This is a genomic window from Flavobacterium sp. MFBS3-15 (genome assembly GCF_026107645.2).
Lineage (GTDB): Bacteria > Bacteroidota > Bacteroidia > Flavobacteriales > Flavobacteriaceae > Flavobacterium.
In genome coordinates, this window is record NZ_JAPCHV010000032.1 from 1 (window position 1) to 18,634 (window position 18,634).

Consider the following 18,634-nt stretch of genomic DNA (forward strand, 5'->3'; position numbering starts at 1 on the left):
AGGGCAGGCAGAGGACTAATGCGGAACATAGTTATTACAACTAGCAAAGTCTGTAGTTCACCTCTGCTCTCCTTTGAAAATTAATCAATTTATATCACACTTCAAAGTAAAGGCAAAGTTTCCTGACTTCGTGGAGTCATTGGCATGTCTCCTGACATGCAGGTCAGAAACCTTAATCACTTCCGAAAGGTCGGGAGACTTTGTGAAGCGAGATCGAATACTCTAACATCTAATAATTAACAAATTAGTCATTTAAACACGTGAAAAATAACCTATAGATTAACATTTATTTAACTTTTTTCATCATCTTTGGGAATTGAAAATCTAACTATGTTGAATGGCAGTATTGTGTGCAAAGGGAGGTGTGCATAATGTTGCGAAAAAAGTAATATACAATGGCTTCGTACAGTTCTTCCTCTTCAGCAAACAGTACTATTCTTTATGATACCGCCTTATTGTTAGTCCGCATCACAGTTTCCTGCCTCATCATGACACACGGGCTGCAGAAACTCACGATGCTGCTGGGCACCGCCCCAGTGGAATTCCCCGACCCGATAGGCATCGGTTCGGTACCCTCGCTCATACTGGCTGTTTTCGCCGAAGTAGTCTGTTCTTTCCTCATCATCATTGGGGTGGCTACGCGGTTTTCGTGCATACCGCTCATCATCACTATGCTGGTAGCCATATTTTATGTGCATGCCGCTGAACCGCTGGAGGCCAAAGAGCTTCCTGTTTTATACCTACTGGTTTTTGTAGTGTTCTTTGTAACAGGCGCGGGGAAATTCTCGGTTGATTTTTTAATCAGGAAGAATAAGAAGTCGGTGAATTACTAATGTTTTTAACCACATAGGCACATAGTGTTATTTGCTTTTAAAAGTTTAAGCAGAGTGACGCAGAGAAAAAAGCAAGCTTCTTCTATGTGGAATTATGACTTCTGAGATTATTTCAAAACTATGGATACTATGTATCTATTTGGTTGAAATTTTTGGCGGTACCGAAGTTAGTTGGGCGATCTGCAAAACCAAAAATTATAGTATTTTTGAACCTGAAGTACTATAATCATGAACACCACCCTTTCTACCGAAAACATCACTACCCTAGAGCAAATCGTAGGTGCACCCTATATCTTCACCGACGAAGAAACCCGCCACCATTACGGACACGACGAAACGGAAGACTACAATTTTCCACCATCTGTCGTAGTAAAGCCCGGCACTCCCGAAGAAATTTCGGCCATCATGAAAGTGGCCAACGAATATAAAATACCCGTGGTGCCGATAGGAGGCAGGACCGGCCTTAGCGGCGGTGCCTTGAGTATTCATGGTGGCATAGGGCTTTCGATGGAGCGCTTCATCAGTATTGAAATCGATGAAAAAAACCTTCAGGCTATTGTAGGGCCGGCTGTGATTACGCAGGTTTTCCGTGAGGCGGCATTTGAAAAGGGGCTTTTTTACCCACCCGACCCGAGCAGTCAGGGAAGCTGCACCATCGGCGGCAACGTAGCCGAGAACGCAGGCGGTGCAAGGGCGCTAAAATATGGCGTAACCAAGGATTATGTGCTTAACCTGCAAGTGGTTTTGCCAAATGGCGACATCATCTGGACCGGGGCGAATACTTTAAAGAATTCTACAGGCTACAACCTTACACAACTGATGGTGGGCAGCGAGGGTACCCTGGGCATCATTACCAAAATAGTGATGAAGTTGCTACCGAAAAACAGCCACAACATACTCATGCTGGTGCCTTTCTTCAGGTCGGCGCAGGCTTGCGAAGCAGTTGCCGAAATATTCCGCGCGGGGATTGTTCCCAGTGCCCTGGAGTTCATGGAGCGCGATGCCATTGATTGGACACTGCGGTTTGTAGAGGGAGTGAGCATCGACATTAAAGACGAGGTAGAAGCCCACCTGCTCATTGAGGTTGACGGCAACTATCCCGACGTGCTTTTCGCGGAAGCGGAAAAGATAATGGGTGTGCTGGAGCAGTTTGATATTGACGAGATACTTTTTGCCGATACCGAAGACCAGAAGAATGCCCTTTGGAAAATGCGCCGTGCCGTGGGCGAAGCGGTTAAATCCAACTCGGTTTATAAGGAGGAGGATACCGTGGTGCCGCGCTACGAGCTGCCATCTTTGCTTGCGGGCATTAAAGAGGCAGGCAGGAAGTACGGCTTCAAATCGGTATGCTATGGCCACGCGGGCGACGGCAACCTGCACGTAAACATCATCAAGGGCGACATGAGCGATGAAAACTGGCGCACGGAAGTGCCCAAAGGCATCCGTGAGATATTTGAGCTTACGGTGGCATTAAAGGGAACGCTGTCAGGCGAGCACGGCATCGGCTATGTGCAGAAAAACTACATGGATATTGCTTTCCCGCAAAGCCAATTGCAATTGATGAAGGGGATAAAGCAACTGTTCGATCCGAATAATATCCTGAATCCGAGTAAGATATTGCCTGATAACCTTTAATATACGGCAAATATCGTATTGCCGCGCCTGATGTCATGGGATAATTTTGGTCATTATAAACCAATAATTATTCCATGATGAAAAAATTATTCTTTACAGCTATGCTATTGGCAGGTACGTTCGCCGCATCGGCACAGGAAACAAAATTCGGTGTACGTGCCGGTGTTGATTTTGCTTCAATGAAGGTAACCTATGTGAACCCGATCACAGGTGATGAGGCTTCGGCATCCTCTTCTGAGACGGGCTTCTTCATAGGTGCTTTTGCAGAGTTTGGACTTTCGGAGAAATTTTCCATCCAGCCGGAGGCTTTGTATGTTTCCATTAAAGATTTTAATTCAATCAGTGTACCGGTATTGGGCAAGTACAGCTTCGGCAGCTTTAGTGTGCTGGCGGGTCCGGATCTGAACTACCTCCTTGATGCGGAGGAGGATGAATTTAAGGTGAATATTGACCTGGGAGCTTCGTATGACATTACGGAAAGCTTTGATGTGCAGGCGAGATATTCGATAGGTATGGGCGATGTGGCGCTGAGCGGGATGTTCATCGGGGCGGGCTATGCCTTTTAAGCACTATATCAATTAGTTTTGTGAAGGCCGTTCCCTGTAATGTGGGGGCGGCTTTTTTTATTTTGCAGTATTTGTAAATCAATTGACTGTTTTAAGTTTCGAATTTTGGCACGTGTTTTGTTTTTCTTGTTAAGGGATTCATAAATTATTATTTAAAAAAATTACATTTGCCAATTATTAAATCTCAAACTCATGAAAAGAATTACTTTACTCTGCCTGTTTCTAATGAGTGTTCTGCCAATGGTGGCGCAGCGCATCCAGACCGGAAACCTCACCGTATTTACCGAAGACGGCACTAAGTTTTACCTTGAGCTCAACGGCGAGCGCTATAACGATGAACCCCTGACGAACGTGCGCGTAGAAGAGCTGCCTAATCCTTACTATAGCTGCAAGATTGTATTTGAGAATCCCAAGATTGCTTCAATAACCAAAAACACTCTTACCATAGAAAATATGGATGGAATGCTGGAAGATGTGACCTATCGCATTAAAAACAGGAAAGGCAAGCGTACGCTAAACTTCTATTCGGCCATTCCCGCAGAACAGAATATGGTACGCCCTGCCAACACGCCGGTATACGTATATGGCCATCCGCATGATATGTATATGGACCAGCACGGTGTAATCGTGACCCAGACAGAAACCGTAACCATCGACGATTCCGATGCTTTCGGTATGAACGTTAATATGGGCGGATTCAATGTGAACATGTCGGCCGGTGCGGGTTCAGGCGGCACCACAACTACAACCACTACAACCACCACTACCCAGGGCGGCGGTTACAATAATGGCGGTTATAACAATAATGGCTACGGCAACAACGGTGGCTATAACAACAATAACGGTTATGGTAATAATAGCGGGCATCATGGCAACCATAATGGAGGCTATGGCAACAATAACAATGGCGGCCATCATAATAATAATAATACTGGTTATGGAAATAACAACGGCCCAAGGCCATGCAGGAATGCCATGGGCAATGCCGACTTTGAAGAGGCCAAAAAAGCCATTAAGGATGGTAATTTCGACGATACGAAGGTGTCCATAGCCCAACAGATCATGATGACCAACTGTTTGAATACCAATCAGGTTGCGGAGATACTGAAGCTGATTAACTTTGAGGAAAGCAGGCTGGAACTGGCCAAGTTTGCTTACGACTATTGTACTGATAAAAATAACTATTACAAGCTAAGCAGTTCTTTCAATTTTGACAGCAGCAAAAACGAGTTGAGCAACTTTGTGAAGGCTCAGAGGAAGTAGTTTTCGGTAGCGGTACAGAGCAAAATGCCCATATAAAAGCAGTAGAGCCGTTGCATTGCAACGGCTCTGTCATTTTACATCTAAGTTGAGGCTAAGCCTGGTTTTTTGCAGCAACGGCCTCCCTCGCCAATGCCTTGGTTGCCATTTTGCCAATAGATAAGCCCTGTATTACGATTGAGAACACTACAACAATGTAGGTTATGGCAATGATCACGTTCTTGTAAGGCCCGTCGGCAATGGACAGCGCCAAAGCAATGGACACACCGCCACGCAGCCCGCCCCATACCAATATTTTAATGGTGCCTTTGCTGAATTTTTCCCGGAAGGGGATGAACTTTGTAGGTAGCCATATGGATACATACCTAGCCAAAAGTACAAGGCCAATACAGGCAATGCCCGGCAGCCAGTAATGGTTTATGTTTTTTACTAAAAGAAAATTGAACCCGATAAATAGGAAAAGGATGGCATTGAGTATTTCATCGTTCAGCTCCCAAAATTTATCGAGGTAATCCTTGGTTACCGCAGACATGATGAAGCGTTTTTTTACATTGCCGATGATGAGCCCCGCAAATACCATCGTAAGCGGGCCGGATATATGCAGTTCCCTGGCAATGAGGTAGCCGCCCATTACCACCGACAGGGTTATGAGGACCGAAACTTTGTAGTCGTCTATCCTGCGCAGGGCTCTCGATGCCGTAATGCCCAGCAGGATGCCCAACAGGAATCCGCCGCCTGCTTCACGTATAAAAAGCCAGACAACGCGCCATACGGTAAGATCTTCCGAGGACCCCTGCGCCAGCTGCAATATTACAGCAAAAATCACGACCGCCATGCCGTCATTAAAAAGCGATTCGCCTGCTATTTTGGTCTCCAGGCTCTTGCGTACTTGGGCTCCCTTGAGGATGCTCAGCACCGCAACAGGATCGGTAGGGGAGATGAGCGCCCCGAAGAGCAGGCAGTAGATATAAGGGATTTCGAGTCCCTTGATGGGGATGTAATACACAAAAGTGCCCACAGCAAATGTGGATATAATTACGCTGACAGTAGAGAAGACTACGATGGGGCCGCGCTGTTCGCGGAGGTCTTTAAGGTTGATGTGTACCGCCCCGGCAAAGAGCAGGAAGTTGAGCATCGCTCCCATAAGGAGCTCGGTAAAATCAAATCCGGCGATGAGTCCCGATATGCGGCTTAGGGTGTTTGGGAAAACATTTCCGAAAACAACCAGGAAAACAGAAACCGCCATGGCAATGACCATGACACCGATGGTAGACGGTAGTTTAAGCAACCGGACATTGAGATAAGCAAAAAAAGAAGCCAGTACGATGAGTACCGAAAGTGAATAGTATAACTCCATTGGCGTGTAAAGTGAATTTTAGCTGAAAAAAGTCGATTTTTGCGAAAATAGCGAAAAATGATGTGATATCCTATAGCAGTAACAGCCGCTATTGCAGTTTTCGTCAGGCTTATCGGGTTCCATCTTTTTATTCACATAATATGATAAAATAAAATTCATTACTTTTAGCGTTCAAAATACAATCATGTCACAACCGATAATAGACATAAAAGGCATTACCCGCGATTTCCAGATGGGAAGCGAAACGGTAAATGTGCTGAAAGGCATCGATCTCTCGATTAACAAAGGCGAATATGTTGCGCTGATGGGGCCTTCGGGCTCAGGAAAGAGTACGCTCATGAACCTGCTGGGCTGCCTCGATACCCCAACTGCCGGTACTTACATCCTTAACGGCAAACCCGTAAGCCAGATGCGCGATGACGAACTTGCAGGAATACGTAACAAGGAGATTGGCTTCGTTTTCCAAACGTTTAACCTGTTGCCGCGTACCACCGCCCTGGACAACGTCGCGCTGCCCATGGTATATGCCGGTTACAAAAAGCCGGAACGCCATGCGCGAGCCTCGAAGGTGCTTACACAGGTAGGATTGTCTGACAGGATGGACCACAAGCCCAACCAGCTTTCGGGAGGGCAGCGGCAAAGGGTGGCTGTTGCAAGGGCATTGGTAAACCACCCCTCCATAATCCTGGCTGATGAGCCAACGGGAAACCTTGACAGCAAAACATCGGTAGAGATCATGAAGTTGTTTGGCGATATACACGCCAACGGCAATACGGTTATACTCGTGACCCACGAAGAAGACATCGCGGCCTATGCCCACCGTGTGATCCGCCTCAGGGATGGTGTGATTGAAAGTGATAATGTAAATCCTGACCCGCATAAATAGGATTTCAGATTAGCTAAATTCCTGCTGCAGACTGTTTGTCAGTGTTTGGTTAGTGAGGTCGAAGTTTGAATTTTAAGTAAAGTTTCGCGCCCGGCATTAGGGTTTGAGTGAAGCTCAATCTGAAATCTGAAATCTACAAATCTGAAATACTCCATGAAAGTATATACTAAAACCGGCGATAAAGGCACAACCTCTCTTTTTGGGGGCGACCGTGTACCGAAACACCACATCCGCATTGAAAGCTACGGGACAGTAGACGAGTTGAACTCGTACATCGGGCTGATACGCGACCAGGACATCAACCCTTTTTATAAACAGGTACTCATACGCGTGCAGGACAGGCTGTTTACGGTAGGTGCCATATTGGCAACCCCGCCCGCAAAAGAGATGTTGAAAAACGGGAAGGAACGGCTGAACATTCCTAAAATCTCTGAAGCTGATGTTGAATTGCTTGAAAATGAGATTGACGGGATGGAAACTGCGCTGCCGCCCATGACACATTTTGTGCTCCCCGGAGGGCATACTACGGTGTCATACTGTCATATTGCAAGGTGTGTTTGCCGCCGTGCAGAGCGTCTTTCGGTGCATTTGAATGAGATAGAGCCTGTAGATGTGCTGGTTTTGGCCTATCTTAACCGACTTTCTGACTACCTTTTTGTACTGGCACGGAAGTTGTCACATGACCTGCAGGCTGATGAAGTGAAATGGATGCCTGAGAAATTATAGTGTCCGGTCACAGTTGCCGGAACAGTGGTATTACAGCGCACAGACTGTAAACTGAGACTGGGACTGTAAACTGAAAACACGTTCTTATACTTTTTATTTAAAATAAAACACTTTTTACTTGACAATTTCAGTAGAAAAATTATTTTTGCATAAACTTTAACCGTTTAACAGATGTATTGGACATTAGAATTGGCGTCCTATTTGAGCGATGCCCCCTGGCCGGCAACAAAAGATGAGCTTATTGATTATGCCATCAGGACCGGTGCTCCGCTGGAGGTTGTAGAAAACCTGCAATCCATTGAAGACGAAGGCGAGATCTACGAATCGATGGAAGAGATATGGCCGGATTATCCGACGGACGAAGATTATCTTTGGAACGAGGACGAATACTAGCAAAAAATAAGATCAATTGAAAAGTCTCTTTCAGGAGGCTTTTTTTTTGGTTAAATTTGCACCTTATTTTGATATAATATAAGTAATTACAGATATAATGAGTTTATTAAACAGCATACTTAAAGCCTTTGTGGGCGATAAGTCGCAAAAAGACATAAAGGCCATACAGCCCTACATAAACAAGGCTAAGGCATTTGAGGGCCCGCTTTCGCAGCTTTCGCACGATGAGCTAAGGGCTAAGACCATCTTTTTTAAGGATAAGATACGCGAGGCCCGCGCTGACAAAGACGCGAAGATAGCTTCGTACCTGCAGGAAGTTGAAAAAACGCAGGACATCGATGCCCGTGAGGATATCTATGCCTCAATAGACGCCCTTGAAAAAGAGGCGTATGACATTACCGAAAAAGTATTGCTGGACATCCTTCCTGAGGCATTTGCCGTGGTTAAGGAAACCGCACGCCGCTTTAAGGAAAATACTTCAATCACCGTTAGCGCCACCCCGCTTGACAGGGAGCTTTCGGCAACTAAGGAGTATATACAGCTGGAAGGTGACAGCGCTATATGGGCCAACTCCTGGAATGCTGCCGGTAAGGAAATTACCTGGGACATGATACACTACGACGTACAGCTTATAGGCGGTATGGTACTGCACCAGGGCAAAATTGCCGAGATGCAGACGGGTGAAGGTAAGACCCTTGTGGCTACCCTGCCGTTGTACCTTAACGCGCTTCCGGGCCTGGGTGTGCACCTTGTAACGGTGAACGACTACCTGGCACGACGCGACAGCACCTGGAAAGCGCCGCTGTTTGAATTCCACGGCCTTACAGTTGACTGTATTGACAACCACCAGCCGAACTCGAACGGAAGGCGGAAAGCTTATGCCGCCGACATTACTTACGGTACCAATAACGAATTCGGTTTTGACTACCTGAGGGACAACATGGCGCATTCGCCGGAAGACCTTGTACAGCGCAAGCACAACTATGCCATTGTGGATGAGGTGGACTCGGTATTAATTGATGATGCACGTACGCCGCTTATCATATCAGGGCCGGTGCCGCAGGGTGACCGCCACGAGTTCAACGAACTGAAGCCGAAGGTGGATAACCTGGTAAACCTGCAAAGGACCTTGCTGAATGGTGTTTTGGCCGAAGCCAAAAAGCTCATCCGCGAAGGTAAGACCAAAGAGGGCGGATTCCTGTTGCTGAGGGTACACCGCGGTTTGCCAAAGAACAAGGCGCTTATCAAGTTCCTTAGTGAGGAAGGTGTGAAGCAGTTGCTGCAAAAGACCGAGAACCAGTACATGCAGGACAATAACCGCGACATGCACAAGATTGACGAGGCATTGTACTTTGTAATTGAAGAGAAAAACAACCAGGTAGAGCTTACCGACAACGGTATCAAATTCCTTTCGCAGGATACGGACGAAAGCTTCTTTGTGCTTCCGGACATTGGTACTGAAATAGCTAACATTGAGAAGAAAGGCCTTCCGAAAGAGGAGGAGGCTGAACTTAAAGATACGCTTTTCAAGGACTTCGGCGTGAAGAGCGAGCGCATCCACACCCTTACGCAGCTGCTTAAGGCATATACGTTGTTTGAAAAAGACATCGAGTACGTAATCATGGACAACAAGATCATGATCGTAGATGAGCAAACAGGCCGTATCATGGACGGAAGGCGTTATTCTGACGGGCTCCACCAGGCCATCGAAGCCAAGGAGAACGTGAAGATCGAGGCCGTAACGCAGACCTTTGCAACCATTACCCTGCAAAACTACTTCAGGATGTACAAAAAGCTGGCCGGTATGACCGGTACGGCAGTGACTGAAGCAGGTGAATTCTGGGAAATATACAAGCTGGATGTGGTGGAAATACCAACTAATAAAGGCATTGCCCGTAAAGACCACAACGACCTCATATACCGCACCATGCGCGAAAAGTTCAATGCTGTTATTGAAGACGTGACTGAACTTTCGAATGCAGGAAGGCCAGTGCTTATCGGTACTACATCGGTAGAGATTTCAGAGCTTTTGAGCCGTATGCTTAAAATGAGGAACGTGCCGCATAACGTACTGAATGCAAAACTCCACAAAAAAGAGGCTGAGATCGTAGCCGAAGCCGGTAAGCCGGGCGTCGTGACCATAGCCACCAATATGGCGGGCCGTGGTACCGACATTAAGCTTACACCGGAAGTGAAGGCCAAAGGAGGGCTTGCCATCATAGGTACGGAGCGTCACGACTCAAGGCGTGTAGACAGGCAGCTGCGCGGACGTGCAGGCCGCCAGGGCGACCCGGGAAGCTCGCAGTTCTATGTGTCACTGGAGGATAACCTTATGCGTTTGTTCGGTTCCGAAAGGGTAGCCAAGATAATGGACCGCATGGGCCTTAAAGAAGGTGAAGTGATACAGCACTCGATGATGACAAAATCCATCGAGCGCGCACAGAAAAAAGTTGAAGAAAACAACTTTGGCGTACGTAAGCGCCTGCTGGAATATGATGACGTAATGAACTCGCAGCGTGAAGTAGTGTACAAGCGCAGGAGGCATGCTCTCGAAGGCGAACGCCTGAAAGTAGACATTGCCAACATGATGTATGACACTGCTGAGGTGATTGCCGAGCAGAATAAAGCGACAAACGACTATAAGAACTTTGAGTTCGAACTGATACGTACTTTCTCTATAAGCTCGCCGGTAACGGAGCAGGAGTTCCTGAAACTTTCTGAAATGGAGCTTGCAGGCAAAGTGTATAAAGCGGTTACCGAAGCGTACAATGAAAAAACTGAGCGTAACGCTGCCGAGGCTTTCCAGGTAATAAGCAACGTATACGAGAACAATAACGGGCAGTATGAGCGCATTGTAGTTCCTTTTACAGATGGCATCAAGACGCTGAATGTGGTGACCAATCTGGAAAAAGCTTACCAAAGCCAGGGCAAGTCGCTGATAACAGATTTTGAGAAGAATATCACCCTTGCCATTGTTGATGAGGCATGGAAGAAGCACCTCCGCAAAATGGACGAGCTCAAGCAGTCGGTACAGCTGGCCGTACACGAGCAGAAAGACCCGCTTCTTATTTATAAGTTTGAAGCATTCAACCTGTTCAAGAAGTCGATTGATGCTATCAATAAAGAAGTGATATCGTTCCTGTTCAAGGGCGACCTGCCTTCGCAGAACCCGAACAACATACAGGAGGCAAGGCAACAACAGGCGCCTAAAAAGGAGCAGTACACCGAAACCAAAGATGAGGTAATGAATACCGACGAGATGGCCGCAGCGGCTCGCGAAGTATCACAGCAGTCGCAGCAGCGCCAGCCGGTAACCGAAACCATTGTCAGGGATGCCCCGAAAATCAACCGTAATGACAATGTGACCATTAAACATGTAATGAGCGGCAAGACCGAAACCATGAAATTCAAAAAAGCCGAGAGCCTTTTGGCAACCGGCGAGTGGGTTATCGTTCACGAATAATCCGGATCATATTTTAAAAACAAACCCTGCGGAAACGCGGGGTTTTGTTTTTTAAGTATTCTTAGCGACAAATAGTAAAATGTTGTTAGGGTAAACCGGCTGTAGATTGTCAAATATCAAAGTTAAATTATTTTTAAGCCAACATTAAATTAATAGTATCTTTGATTAAAACATCTATCTGACTATGCAACAACAACTACGCAACACTTTGTGGCGCAAGGCTTTTATGGCTGCGCTGCTGCTGATTCCTGTTTTCCTGCACGCACAGGTCACCTTTACCGACAGCAACCTGCCCATCGTGATCATTACCACCGATAACGACCCCGATACAGGTCAGCCAATGGAAATTCCGGACGATCCTAAGATACCGGCCAGCATGAAGATCATTTACAGGCCGGACGGTACCCGCAATTACATGGCCGACCAGGATACCCCTGCCTTCCTGAACTACAACGGGCGCATCAAGATCGAACTGCGGGGGTCAACGTCGCAAATGCTGGACAAAAAGCAATACGGCTGGACAACTTACGAAAATAACAACACTACCAAAAAAAATGTGAGCCTTCTCGGTATGCCCAGCGAGAACGACTGGATACTCAACGGGCTGGCTTTCGACGCATCATTGATGCGCGACTACCTTTGCTACAACCTTACCCGCCAGATGGGGCAATATGCCACACGCACGCAATACTGTGAGGTAATAATAAATGGTGATTATCGTGGCCTGTACATTTTGCAGGAAAAAATAAAGGACGACTCCAAACGCGTGAACATTGAGGAGATTGACGAAAATGCTTCATCGGGGATGGCACTGACGGGCGGTTACATTACTAAAGCCGATAAAACTACCGGCGGCGATCCTGTAGCCTGGCAGATGGATTCCTACCAGGGATGGCCTACAGACTTTATTCATGAACTGCCCAAGCCCGAAGACATAACTACCGCTCAGAATGATTACATCCATGGGCAGTTCCAGTTGCTGGAATCTACTGCCGGTGCGAATAACGCCAGCGTAGCCAATGGCTATCCGTCGGTGATTGACATACCAACGTTTGTAGATTTCATGATCATCAATGAGTTTTCTTCGAATGTGGATGCCTACGAGATCAGCACATTTTTCCATAAGGACAAAGGCGGAAAGCTGAGAGCAGGGCCGGCTTGGGATTTTAACCTTAGCCTCGGCCTCGACGTATTTGGCGACAGAAGCCAGCCTGACGTGTGGCAGTTTTCCAACGATGATAATGAGGGTGCTAAATTTTGGACCGACCTGTTTAACAACCCTACTTATAAATGTTATTTTGCCAGGAGGTGGCACCAGCTCACTCAGCCGGGCCAGCCGCTCAATTTCAATTCGATTGAGGCTTTCATCGATGCTACGGAACAGCTTATCACTGAAGCATCTGTGAGGGAGCAACTGCGTTGGGGTACCGTACCAAACCTGGGCCAGGAAATACACTTCATTAAGGATTTCATTCTGGAGAGGATGCCGTGGATGGATGCCAATATAGGCAGCTTTACAGCCTGCAGCAACATAACGGTGCCGCAGCTCGTCATCAGCAGGATACATTATAACCCGTCTGAGAATACTGAATTTCCGGAGTCCGACGATCAGGAATTCATACAAATAACCAATGCCGGGGCAGCCGAAGTGAACCTGACAGGAGTGTATCTTAGCGAGCTGGGTATTTCCTACCAGTTTCCGGTAAACTCGACTTTGGCGGCAGGAGCCAATCTTTACATTGCCAGCAACCCTGCAGTATTTGAAGCAAAGCACGGTGTGGCTCCGTTTGGGCAGTTTCAGCGCAATTTGTCGAACAGTACGCAAAAACTGGTTTTGGCAGATGGTTTTGGCAATGTTATCGATACAGTAGAGTATGATGATGATGAGCCGTGGCCGGATGCCGACGGAAGCGGCAGCTACCTGCAACTGGTATCATTGTCGCTGGACAACAGCCTGGCATCAAGCTGGGTAGCATCTACAAGCGACGCACTTTCGGCGGGTGGTTTTGGTGCTGTATCATCTACAGCAATTTATCCAAACCCGGTTGAGAATACATTATACGTAAAATCGGCGGAGGCGTTGCGTAGTATTGAGGTGTACGATATTTACGGTAAGCTGCTACAGTCGCAAACAGTTTCATCAAATCAGTTGAGTCTCGATTTTGGAGCGTATTCGCCGGGTATGTATATCGTTAAGGCATCGGGAGCTAACGGCACAGTTACCGGAAAGATATTGAAGCGATAGGAGACAATTTTGATTATCCAAAGAGCCCAAAGGTTTTAGATCCTTTGGGCTCTTTTATATGAATAATATTGAAAATAGGGCTGACAATTGCCGGAGCAATCACCATGGTATCCTGTCATTCATATGACAGGCATCGGGAAAAGGCTATAAAGGGGAGAGCGAGCCCCAGGATTGGTAAAAGCGGGTTCGTTATACAGCCATATTTCAAATACTAAGTAATAGCTTACATATACTAATTGAAACCCATGCAATTCTCAAAATATAAAAATACTGCATAGTAATGTATGTAGCTTTACCCCAAAATAAGCTATAAATTTTAAAGGAATTGCCATGAAAAAAAATCTACTATTTGTCTTACTTATTGCCTCAATGAGCTTGAGTGCTCAAACTACCCACGTTATTAGCTGGTTTATGGGTGTCTCGTCGGCGCAGGCCTCTAAGACCGTGAATGCAGGCGATACAGTAAAATGGACATGGGACGACAGTGCCCCTCATACCGTAACGAGCATTGCCGGAGGTGCCGAAACATTCAACAGCGGCCAGCTGACAGGAAGCAACCAGGAATACTCCCGCGTGTTTAATGTAGTTGGGGCGACTAACTACCGGTGCAGCATACATGCGATGATGCAGGGTACAATTACTACACAACAGGTAATGGGTACAGGCGAACTGATTGCTCCTGATTTTGTTTTTTCGCCAAATCCTGTTACGGATATCCTGACCATTAATTCAAAATCAGTCATCGACAGGATTGAAGTGTATGACCAAAATGGGAGGCTGATTGTAAACACGACAGCCGGAAATGCTACCGTAAAATTGTATATGGACAATTACAGTGCCGGCACCTATCATGTAAAAGCGTATGCCGGAAATGCAACTAAGGAGATGACTGTAGTGAAAAAATAAGAAGTTTTGTGTGTGTATTTTTTTAAAGCCCCGGAGTGGTACGCCGGGGCTTTGTCTTTTAAAATAGCTTCGTCGCTAAAGAACGCGCCCGGTTAGTTTTTCTTTAGCAGCACCTTTTCCTGGGTGAACTGGTAAGCCGCGTCCAAAAAAGCCACCATGTCCTTCCAGTTGCTGTTGGGCAGGTAGGATTTAGTGTAGTATTTATATGCTTTTACTTTTAGGGTATTGCCTTCTACCGTTGCCGTGCTGACAAAGCCGCCTGCTGCATTCTCAACTTTTTTATTCAGCTTGTCCAGCCCTGTTACGGTATAGCCTTCCGGAATGGCCATGGATATTTCCTCTTCAAACGATCTTGGGAAGGACATATAGATATTGTTGGTCCTGTTCTGTTCCTTATCTTCCAGGTCAATCTGTTCGCCAATGAGCTTACCAATTTCAAACACATAATTGCCCCCTGCCTTTTTGATCAGGTTGTCTTTTATGGTAAAGGTTTCCTTAAAGGTAAAAGGCATCGCTTTGCCAAAACGTCCGGTATCGGTAATTTCAAGTGAATGGTCGTCAATGCCAAAACCGTACTCTGTTTCAACCGATTCCTCAAATTCTTTTTTCTGTTTTTCTTTCAGTTTTTCTTTCAGTGCATTAAACTCCTTGGTGTATTGCTCTTTTCTTTTTTTGTTTCTTACAAGCTCCAGCAATTGTTCGGTTCCGTATTTATTGTAATCTTCATATACATAGTCAAAAAAATACATCTTGTCACCCTGCTCATAATCCTTATTGTGCCCACAGAGTGATGATTCCCTGTTGATTTTCATCGATGTAAAATCAGGTGCCAGGGCTACATTCACCACTTCTTTAGTAAAGTTGTCCTTATAGGACGATGCGGGCAATTTTATTGTTTCAATGTCGGTAACTTTTTTGCCTTTCGATACTTTCAGTACGTAGGCATCGCTGTCTTCAATGGTAAAATTAACCTGGTCAGCATTGGTGTAGGGCGTAAAAAATTGCAGGTACACCGGTTCCTCAGCATTTACCCGCAGCATAACGCTCGCGTTGTTTTCAATAAGAAGGTCTTTAATGCTTCCGTTTACACGTGGGGTTGCCACAATGATGTCATAATCCAGTTTCTGGTCCTTCAGGAAAACCATAAAATGGTTGATGAATTCCTGCTCACTCCTCAGGAACACCGGATTTTTATAATAGGCATACACCTCATACGGGTTGATGATCTTGGTGTCGTCAGCAATGAAGGCCTCAATGTATCGGGTATAATAAGCATGGCGTGTCATGTAATATACTTCGCGTACCTTTTCGGCATTGCTCTTAAAGGTTTTCTTTTTAAGGAAATCCTTAATATCGCCTATGTCGCCATACGGCCTGAACTTCGTTTCATAGTAGTTTAGGATCTCTTCCTTAGAAACGGTTTGTTTGATGATGTCCTCTTTCGCAGGAAGGTAGGCGGTAGCCATCTCCTCAAACTTTCCCGAACGTGCAAAATACACCTGGAACTTATAGCAGGGCAGTTCTGCCAAAGGGTAAAACCAGCGTGGAAAATCATTCTTTGCAATATCCGTGGCTACCAGTTCATACCTGCGCTCGCCACTGTCTTCAGTCGGTATTTGCTTAAGTTCGGGCGCACCGTTATACGTATTGAAATTTACAAAAAAGTCATTTTCAGTCTTGAAAGTAAGCTTTAGGTTCATGATTGGGTAATCATCGCCCAAAGTTTGTTCCACCGGTTCAAATCCATACTGGAACTTACTCTTGAACGGTTCGGTAGAATGGTAGTAAAAGTCGATGATATCGCCCACTTCAAGGCTTGATATGGCTATTTTTTTTTCGTCATCTGCGGTAACGGCTTCCTCGTTTACGTTAATTTCCCTTTCGGTTCCGTCCGGCTTCACTACCTTAATGCCTACTACATTCGTTCCTTTTTTAAAACTCCATCCGTTTCCTTTTGACGACATGAACCGGTCTTTGAATGAGAATTCCGAAAACTCGGTTACAGCGGCCTGGTCCAACAGCTTGATCCTCTTGCGCACGGACGATATGTAAGTAACATTCTGCCCGAACTTATGGAAGTCGTAATTTTCATTCTTGTAAATTACCACCGCCGATTCGTTTTTCCACTTGTCTGGAATGGTATTGGAGTTTTTGTAAGCGTCGTTCTTGCCCCAAAAAAACTCTTTTATTTCGGCTTTGGCTTTATCCTGTGCATGAGCCATGCCCGTAATGCATACGAACAGCAGGGTTAGGATCCTTGTCTTCATTTATTGCTTGGTTAGTGTAATGGTTTCGCTGTAAAGGTTTTTGAGGCCGGCAATCGCAGCATTCCAATTGGTGAAATCTGCTTTTTTTATGGCGCCGTTCTTAATGATGAAGTGTTTTTTGTAAAGTATGGTATTGCCACTTTTTGTGTATGATACATTGATGGCATAGTCGTCAGTTGATACGGTCAGCGGTTCAGGAAGACGGGTTACGGTATACCCTGCAGGTATCTCGAGCGTAATATTTGATTCGTAATCCTTTTTAAAGCTGAACTCATAGTCGGTTTTACGCTCCTTAAAGTCGTAGCCGGCAAATTCCTCCAGGTAATCCAGGTCGATGTACATTTCGTTATCAAAAGAAGATACGCGGTTCCTGATTCCTGCATTGTATTCGATGGTAAGTGTCTTGTCGCGGTTCGTAAGGTCGGAGGTAACGATATTGGAGACAGAAAAGTTCTTGTCACCCCTGGAGATATAGTATTGCAGGGCGTTTTCCTTTTTGTCATTCTTGGTGTTGTTGTAGCCGTAAAGAAAATAGGCGCGGCTTTCGCCTTTCATGCTGCTGCTTATTTTTCCTGTAAGGGCTTCGTTGTCTATTTTAAAAGAGGCATTATATATTTCTTTATTGGCCGAGGCAGCGGCAACAGGTACTTTTTCGATGATAAACTTCTCTCCGTCTTCTATCATTACTTCCTTGCCCTGGATTCTTTCAGCATATTCGCCAAAGGAATTGTATTTCTCGGTACCGTCAAGGAAGTATTTCTTCCCGTCCTTAAACAGTGTGCAAATCATGTGGTTGTCTACTCCCAACGATGGTATAGTATAGTTGTAGGCTATCCTCTTAGTGCCTATCCAGGTAAGCCTTGCGTCATAGCCAGCCAGCTTCAGCATTTGGCGCGTAAGGTTTGCCATACCCTTGCAGTCACCATAACGCTTTTGGAACACATTCTGCGAAGCATCCGGGCGGAATCCGGCAAGGCCGTCCTCAAAGGCAATATAGCGGATGTTGTCCTGTACCCAGTAGTAAATATTCTTTATTTTTTCTTCATCTGTTTTGGCATTTGCAGTAAGCTCTTTAACCTTTTCCTTCATGGCCTCGGGCTTTTCGTCCATAGTATCTACCAGCGACTTATACCATTTATACAGGTCGCCAGTGGCACTGAAAAGCGTATTTTTTTTGCCTTCTGCAGTGTACGATCTCGCTATCACGAGTATATGCGGGTAAAGATAGCTGGGGCCGGGGCTGGAATCTTCTTTGGGAAAGCCATCCATGTTTTCCAGCGAAAAGGTATATACGGTTGCTTTACCTTTGGCTGCCGGTTTTTGGGATTTCCTGACGGCATAGCCCGCAAAGTTAAATTCTTTAAATTCTACCTCCAGCCAATCAGGCACCGTAATTACAAATTCCTTTTTAAGGGTTGGATAGGCATCGTGAAAGTACAGCGAGGTAAAATATTTTATGTCATTGTACTTTTTATTGAGTTCGTAGTTATAGGTGTAGCCCTGCACAGGAAAATCTACGTTCATGTATTTTACGCGGTAGTCGTTGTAAAACAGGTCGTCACTTTTGTAAAATTCGTCTTTTACCTCAAAATAGGCTGCTTTTTCATTTCGAAACTTCATGCTGAATTCCTGTATCTCTGATTCGCTGTCATAAAATTCGGCCTTCTGGATGTCAGCGCGGTGGCCAATGTTCATCAGCTTTTCTTTTACATTTTTAGTAACCGAAACACCTTCATTCTTTTTGGCCAACTCAAAGGTTATGGTCTCAGTAGCCTCTAAAATTGCTACGTCATCCTTGCCGTATTTTTCACGGAGCTTTTTTGCGGTGGCAATGTCTTCAGGGGTAGGGTCAATGTTCTTTTGGGCGTAAACGGTTTGCAGTGTAAGGGCAAACAGAAACAGGGTAAAGCGCTTCATTTTTGAGGTTGGTTTAATGCTGCAATATAGCTATTTGCCGAATAGTTAACAATTTGTTATGTGACTAGTCCTAAAATAGGTTGACTATTTTTTGATTATACAAATTTGATAAAAGTTCAGACATTTTCAAGTTGTCTGAACTTTTTCTTTTTAAAAGATATTAGTTTGACTTTATCCTGT

The 18,634-nt window shown here is 45.6% G+C and carries 13 protein-coding genes; 10 read left to right on the top strand and 3 right to left on the bottom strand.

Annotated elements, in window-relative coordinates:
- Positions 1-395: 395 nt before the first annotated feature.
- The 4 genes from OGH69_RS17995 (at position 396) to OGH69_RS18010 (ending at position 4,297) form a co-directional block, all read left to right on the top strand.
- Positions 396-833 carry a DoxX family protein gene (locus tag OGH69_RS17995; protein WP_265175889.1) on the top strand — a complete coding sequence of 146 codons (438 nt, stop codon included), beginning with the start codon at positions 396-398 and terminating at the stop codon, positions 831-833.
- A gap of 228 nt (positions 834-1,061) precedes the next feature.
- The gene (locus OGH69_RS18000) at positions 1,062-2,468 is read left to right on the top strand and encodes an FAD-binding oxidoreductase (RefSeq protein WP_265175890.1); all 1,407 of its coding nucleotides are present in this window, start codon (positions 1,062-1,064) and stop codon (positions 2,466-2,468) included.
- Between the two features lie 74 nt (positions 2,469-2,542).
- Positions 2,543-3,034 (top strand): PorT family protein, encoded by a 492-nt coding sequence (locus OGH69_RS18005; protein ID WP_265175891.1) that lies wholly within the window; start codon positions 2,543-2,545, stop codon positions 3,032-3,034.
- Between the two features lie 192 nt (positions 3,035-3,226).
- Positions 3,227-4,297 (top strand): proline and serine-rich protein 1 family protein, encoded by a 1,071-nt coding sequence (locus OGH69_RS18010; protein WP_265175892.1) that lies wholly within the window; start codon positions 3,227-3,229, stop codon positions 4,295-4,297.
- A 91-nt stretch (positions 4,298-4,388) separates the two neighbouring features.
- On the opposite strand, the gene OGH69_RS18015 is transcribed toward OGH69_RS18010, so the two are convergent.
- Positions 4,389-5,651, bottom strand: coding sequence for a cation:proton antiporter (locus OGH69_RS18015; protein WP_265175893.1), 1,263 nt, complete (start codon positions 5,649-5,651; stop codon positions 4,389-4,391).
- 184 nt (positions 5,652-5,835) lie between these two features.
- Here OGH69_RS18015 and OGH69_RS18020 point away from each other — a divergent pair, with 184 nt between their 5' ends.
- The 6 genes from OGH69_RS18020 (at position 5,836) to OGH69_RS18045 (ending at position 14,270) form a co-directional block, all read left to right on the top strand.
- Complete coding sequence (locus OGH69_RS18020; protein WP_306354400.1) at positions 5,836-6,537, top strand: ABC transporter ATP-binding protein; 702 nt, start codon at positions 5,836-5,838, stop codon at positions 6,535-6,537.
- A 153-nt stretch (positions 6,538-6,690) separates the two neighbouring features.
- A complete protein-coding gene (locus OGH69_RS18025) occupies positions 6,691-7,263 on the top strand; it encodes a cob(I)yrinic acid a,c-diamide adenosyltransferase (RefSeq protein WP_265175894.1) in 573 nt (190 codons plus the stop codon).
- Between the two features lie 171 nt (positions 7,264-7,434).
- Entirely contained in the window at positions 7,435-7,656 is a 222-nt protein-coding gene (locus tag OGH69_RS18030) for a DUF2795 domain-containing protein (protein WP_002986941.1), read from the top strand.
- A 97-nt stretch (positions 7,657-7,753) separates the two neighbouring features.
- Complete coding sequence (gene secA, locus OGH69_RS18035; RefSeq protein WP_265175895.1) at positions 7,754-11,119, top strand: preprotein translocase subunit SecA; 3,366 nt, start codon at positions 7,754-7,756, stop codon at positions 11,117-11,119.
- Between the two features lie 184 nt (positions 11,120-11,303).
- Positions 11,304-13,364, top strand: a complete 2,061-nt coding sequence (locus OGH69_RS18040) for a CotH kinase family protein (RefSeq protein WP_265175896.1) — start codon at positions 11,304-11,306, stop codon at positions 13,362-13,364.
- A gap of 330 nt (positions 13,365-13,694) precedes the next feature.
- Positions 13,695-14,270: a T9SS type A sorting domain-containing protein gene (locus OGH69_RS18045; RefSeq protein ID WP_265175897.1), complete on the top strand. Its 576-nt coding sequence runs from the start codon at positions 13,695-13,697 to the stop codon at positions 14,268-14,270.
- Between the two features lie 92 nt (positions 14,271-14,362).
- Here OGH69_RS18045 and OGH69_RS18050 read toward each other — a convergent pair whose 3' ends face one another.
- Both OGH69_RS18050 and OGH69_RS18055 read right to left on the bottom strand, forming a co-directional pair.
- Entirely contained in the window at positions 14,363-16,537 is a 2,175-nt protein-coding gene (locus tag OGH69_RS18050) for a DUF3857 domain-containing protein (RefSeq protein WP_265175898.1), read from the bottom strand.
- The gene (locus OGH69_RS18055) at positions 16,538-18,454 is read right to left on the bottom strand and encodes a transglutaminase-like domain-containing protein (RefSeq protein ID WP_265175899.1); all 1,917 of its coding nucleotides are present in this window, start codon (positions 18,452-18,454) and stop codon (positions 16,538-16,540) included. It abuts the gene before it with no gap.
- Positions 18,455-18,634 lie beyond the last annotated feature (180 nt).

Excerpts from the sequence above, each read along its gene's own strand:
- OGH69_RS17995 (WP_265175889.1), top strand. The coding sequence starts at position 396 with ATGGCTTCGTACAGTTCTTCCTCTTCAGCAAACAGTACTATTCTTTAT.
- OGH69_RS18000 (WP_265175890.1), top strand. The coding sequence starts at position 1,062 with ATGAACACCACCCTTTCTACCGAAAACATCACTACCCTAGAGCAAATC.
- OGH69_RS18005 (WP_265175891.1), top strand. The coding sequence starts at position 2,543 with ATGATGAAAAAATTATTCTTTACAGCTATGCTATTGGCAGGTACGTTC.
- OGH69_RS18010 (WP_265175892.1), top strand. The coding sequence starts at position 3,227 with ATGAAAAGAATTACTTTACTCTGCCTGTTTCTAATGAGTGTTCTGCCA.
- OGH69_RS18015 (WP_265175893.1), bottom strand. The coding sequence starts at position 5,651 with ATGGAGTTATACTATTCACTTTCGGTACTCATCGTACTGGCTTCTTTT.
- OGH69_RS18020 (WP_306354400.1), top strand. The coding sequence starts at position 5,836 with ATGTCACAACCGATAATAGACATAAAAGGCATTACCCGCGATTTCCAG.
- OGH69_RS18025 (WP_265175894.1), top strand. The coding sequence starts at position 6,691 with ATGAAAGTATATACTAAAACCGGCGATAAAGGCACAACCTCTCTTTTT.
- OGH69_RS18030 (WP_002986941.1), top strand. The coding sequence starts at position 7,435 with ATGTATTGGACATTAGAATTGGCGTCCTATTTGAGCGATGCCCCCTGG.
- secA (WP_265175895.1), top strand. The coding sequence starts at position 7,754 with ATGAGTTTATTAAACAGCATACTTAAAGCCTTTGTGGGCGATAAGTCG.
- OGH69_RS18040 (WP_265175896.1), top strand. The coding sequence starts at position 11,304 with ATGCAACAACAACTACGCAACACTTTGTGGCGCAAGGCTTTTATGGCT.
- OGH69_RS18045 (WP_265175897.1), top strand. The coding sequence starts at position 13,695 with ATGAAAAAAAATCTACTATTTGTCTTACTTATTGCCTCAATGAGCTTG.
- OGH69_RS18050 (WP_265175898.1), bottom strand. The coding sequence starts at position 16,537 with ATGAAGACAAGGATCCTAACCCTGCTGTTCGTATGCATTACGGGCATG.
- OGH69_RS18055 (WP_265175899.1), bottom strand. The coding sequence starts at position 18,454 with ATGAAGCGCTTTACCCTGTTTCTGTTTGCCCTTACACTGCAAACCGTT.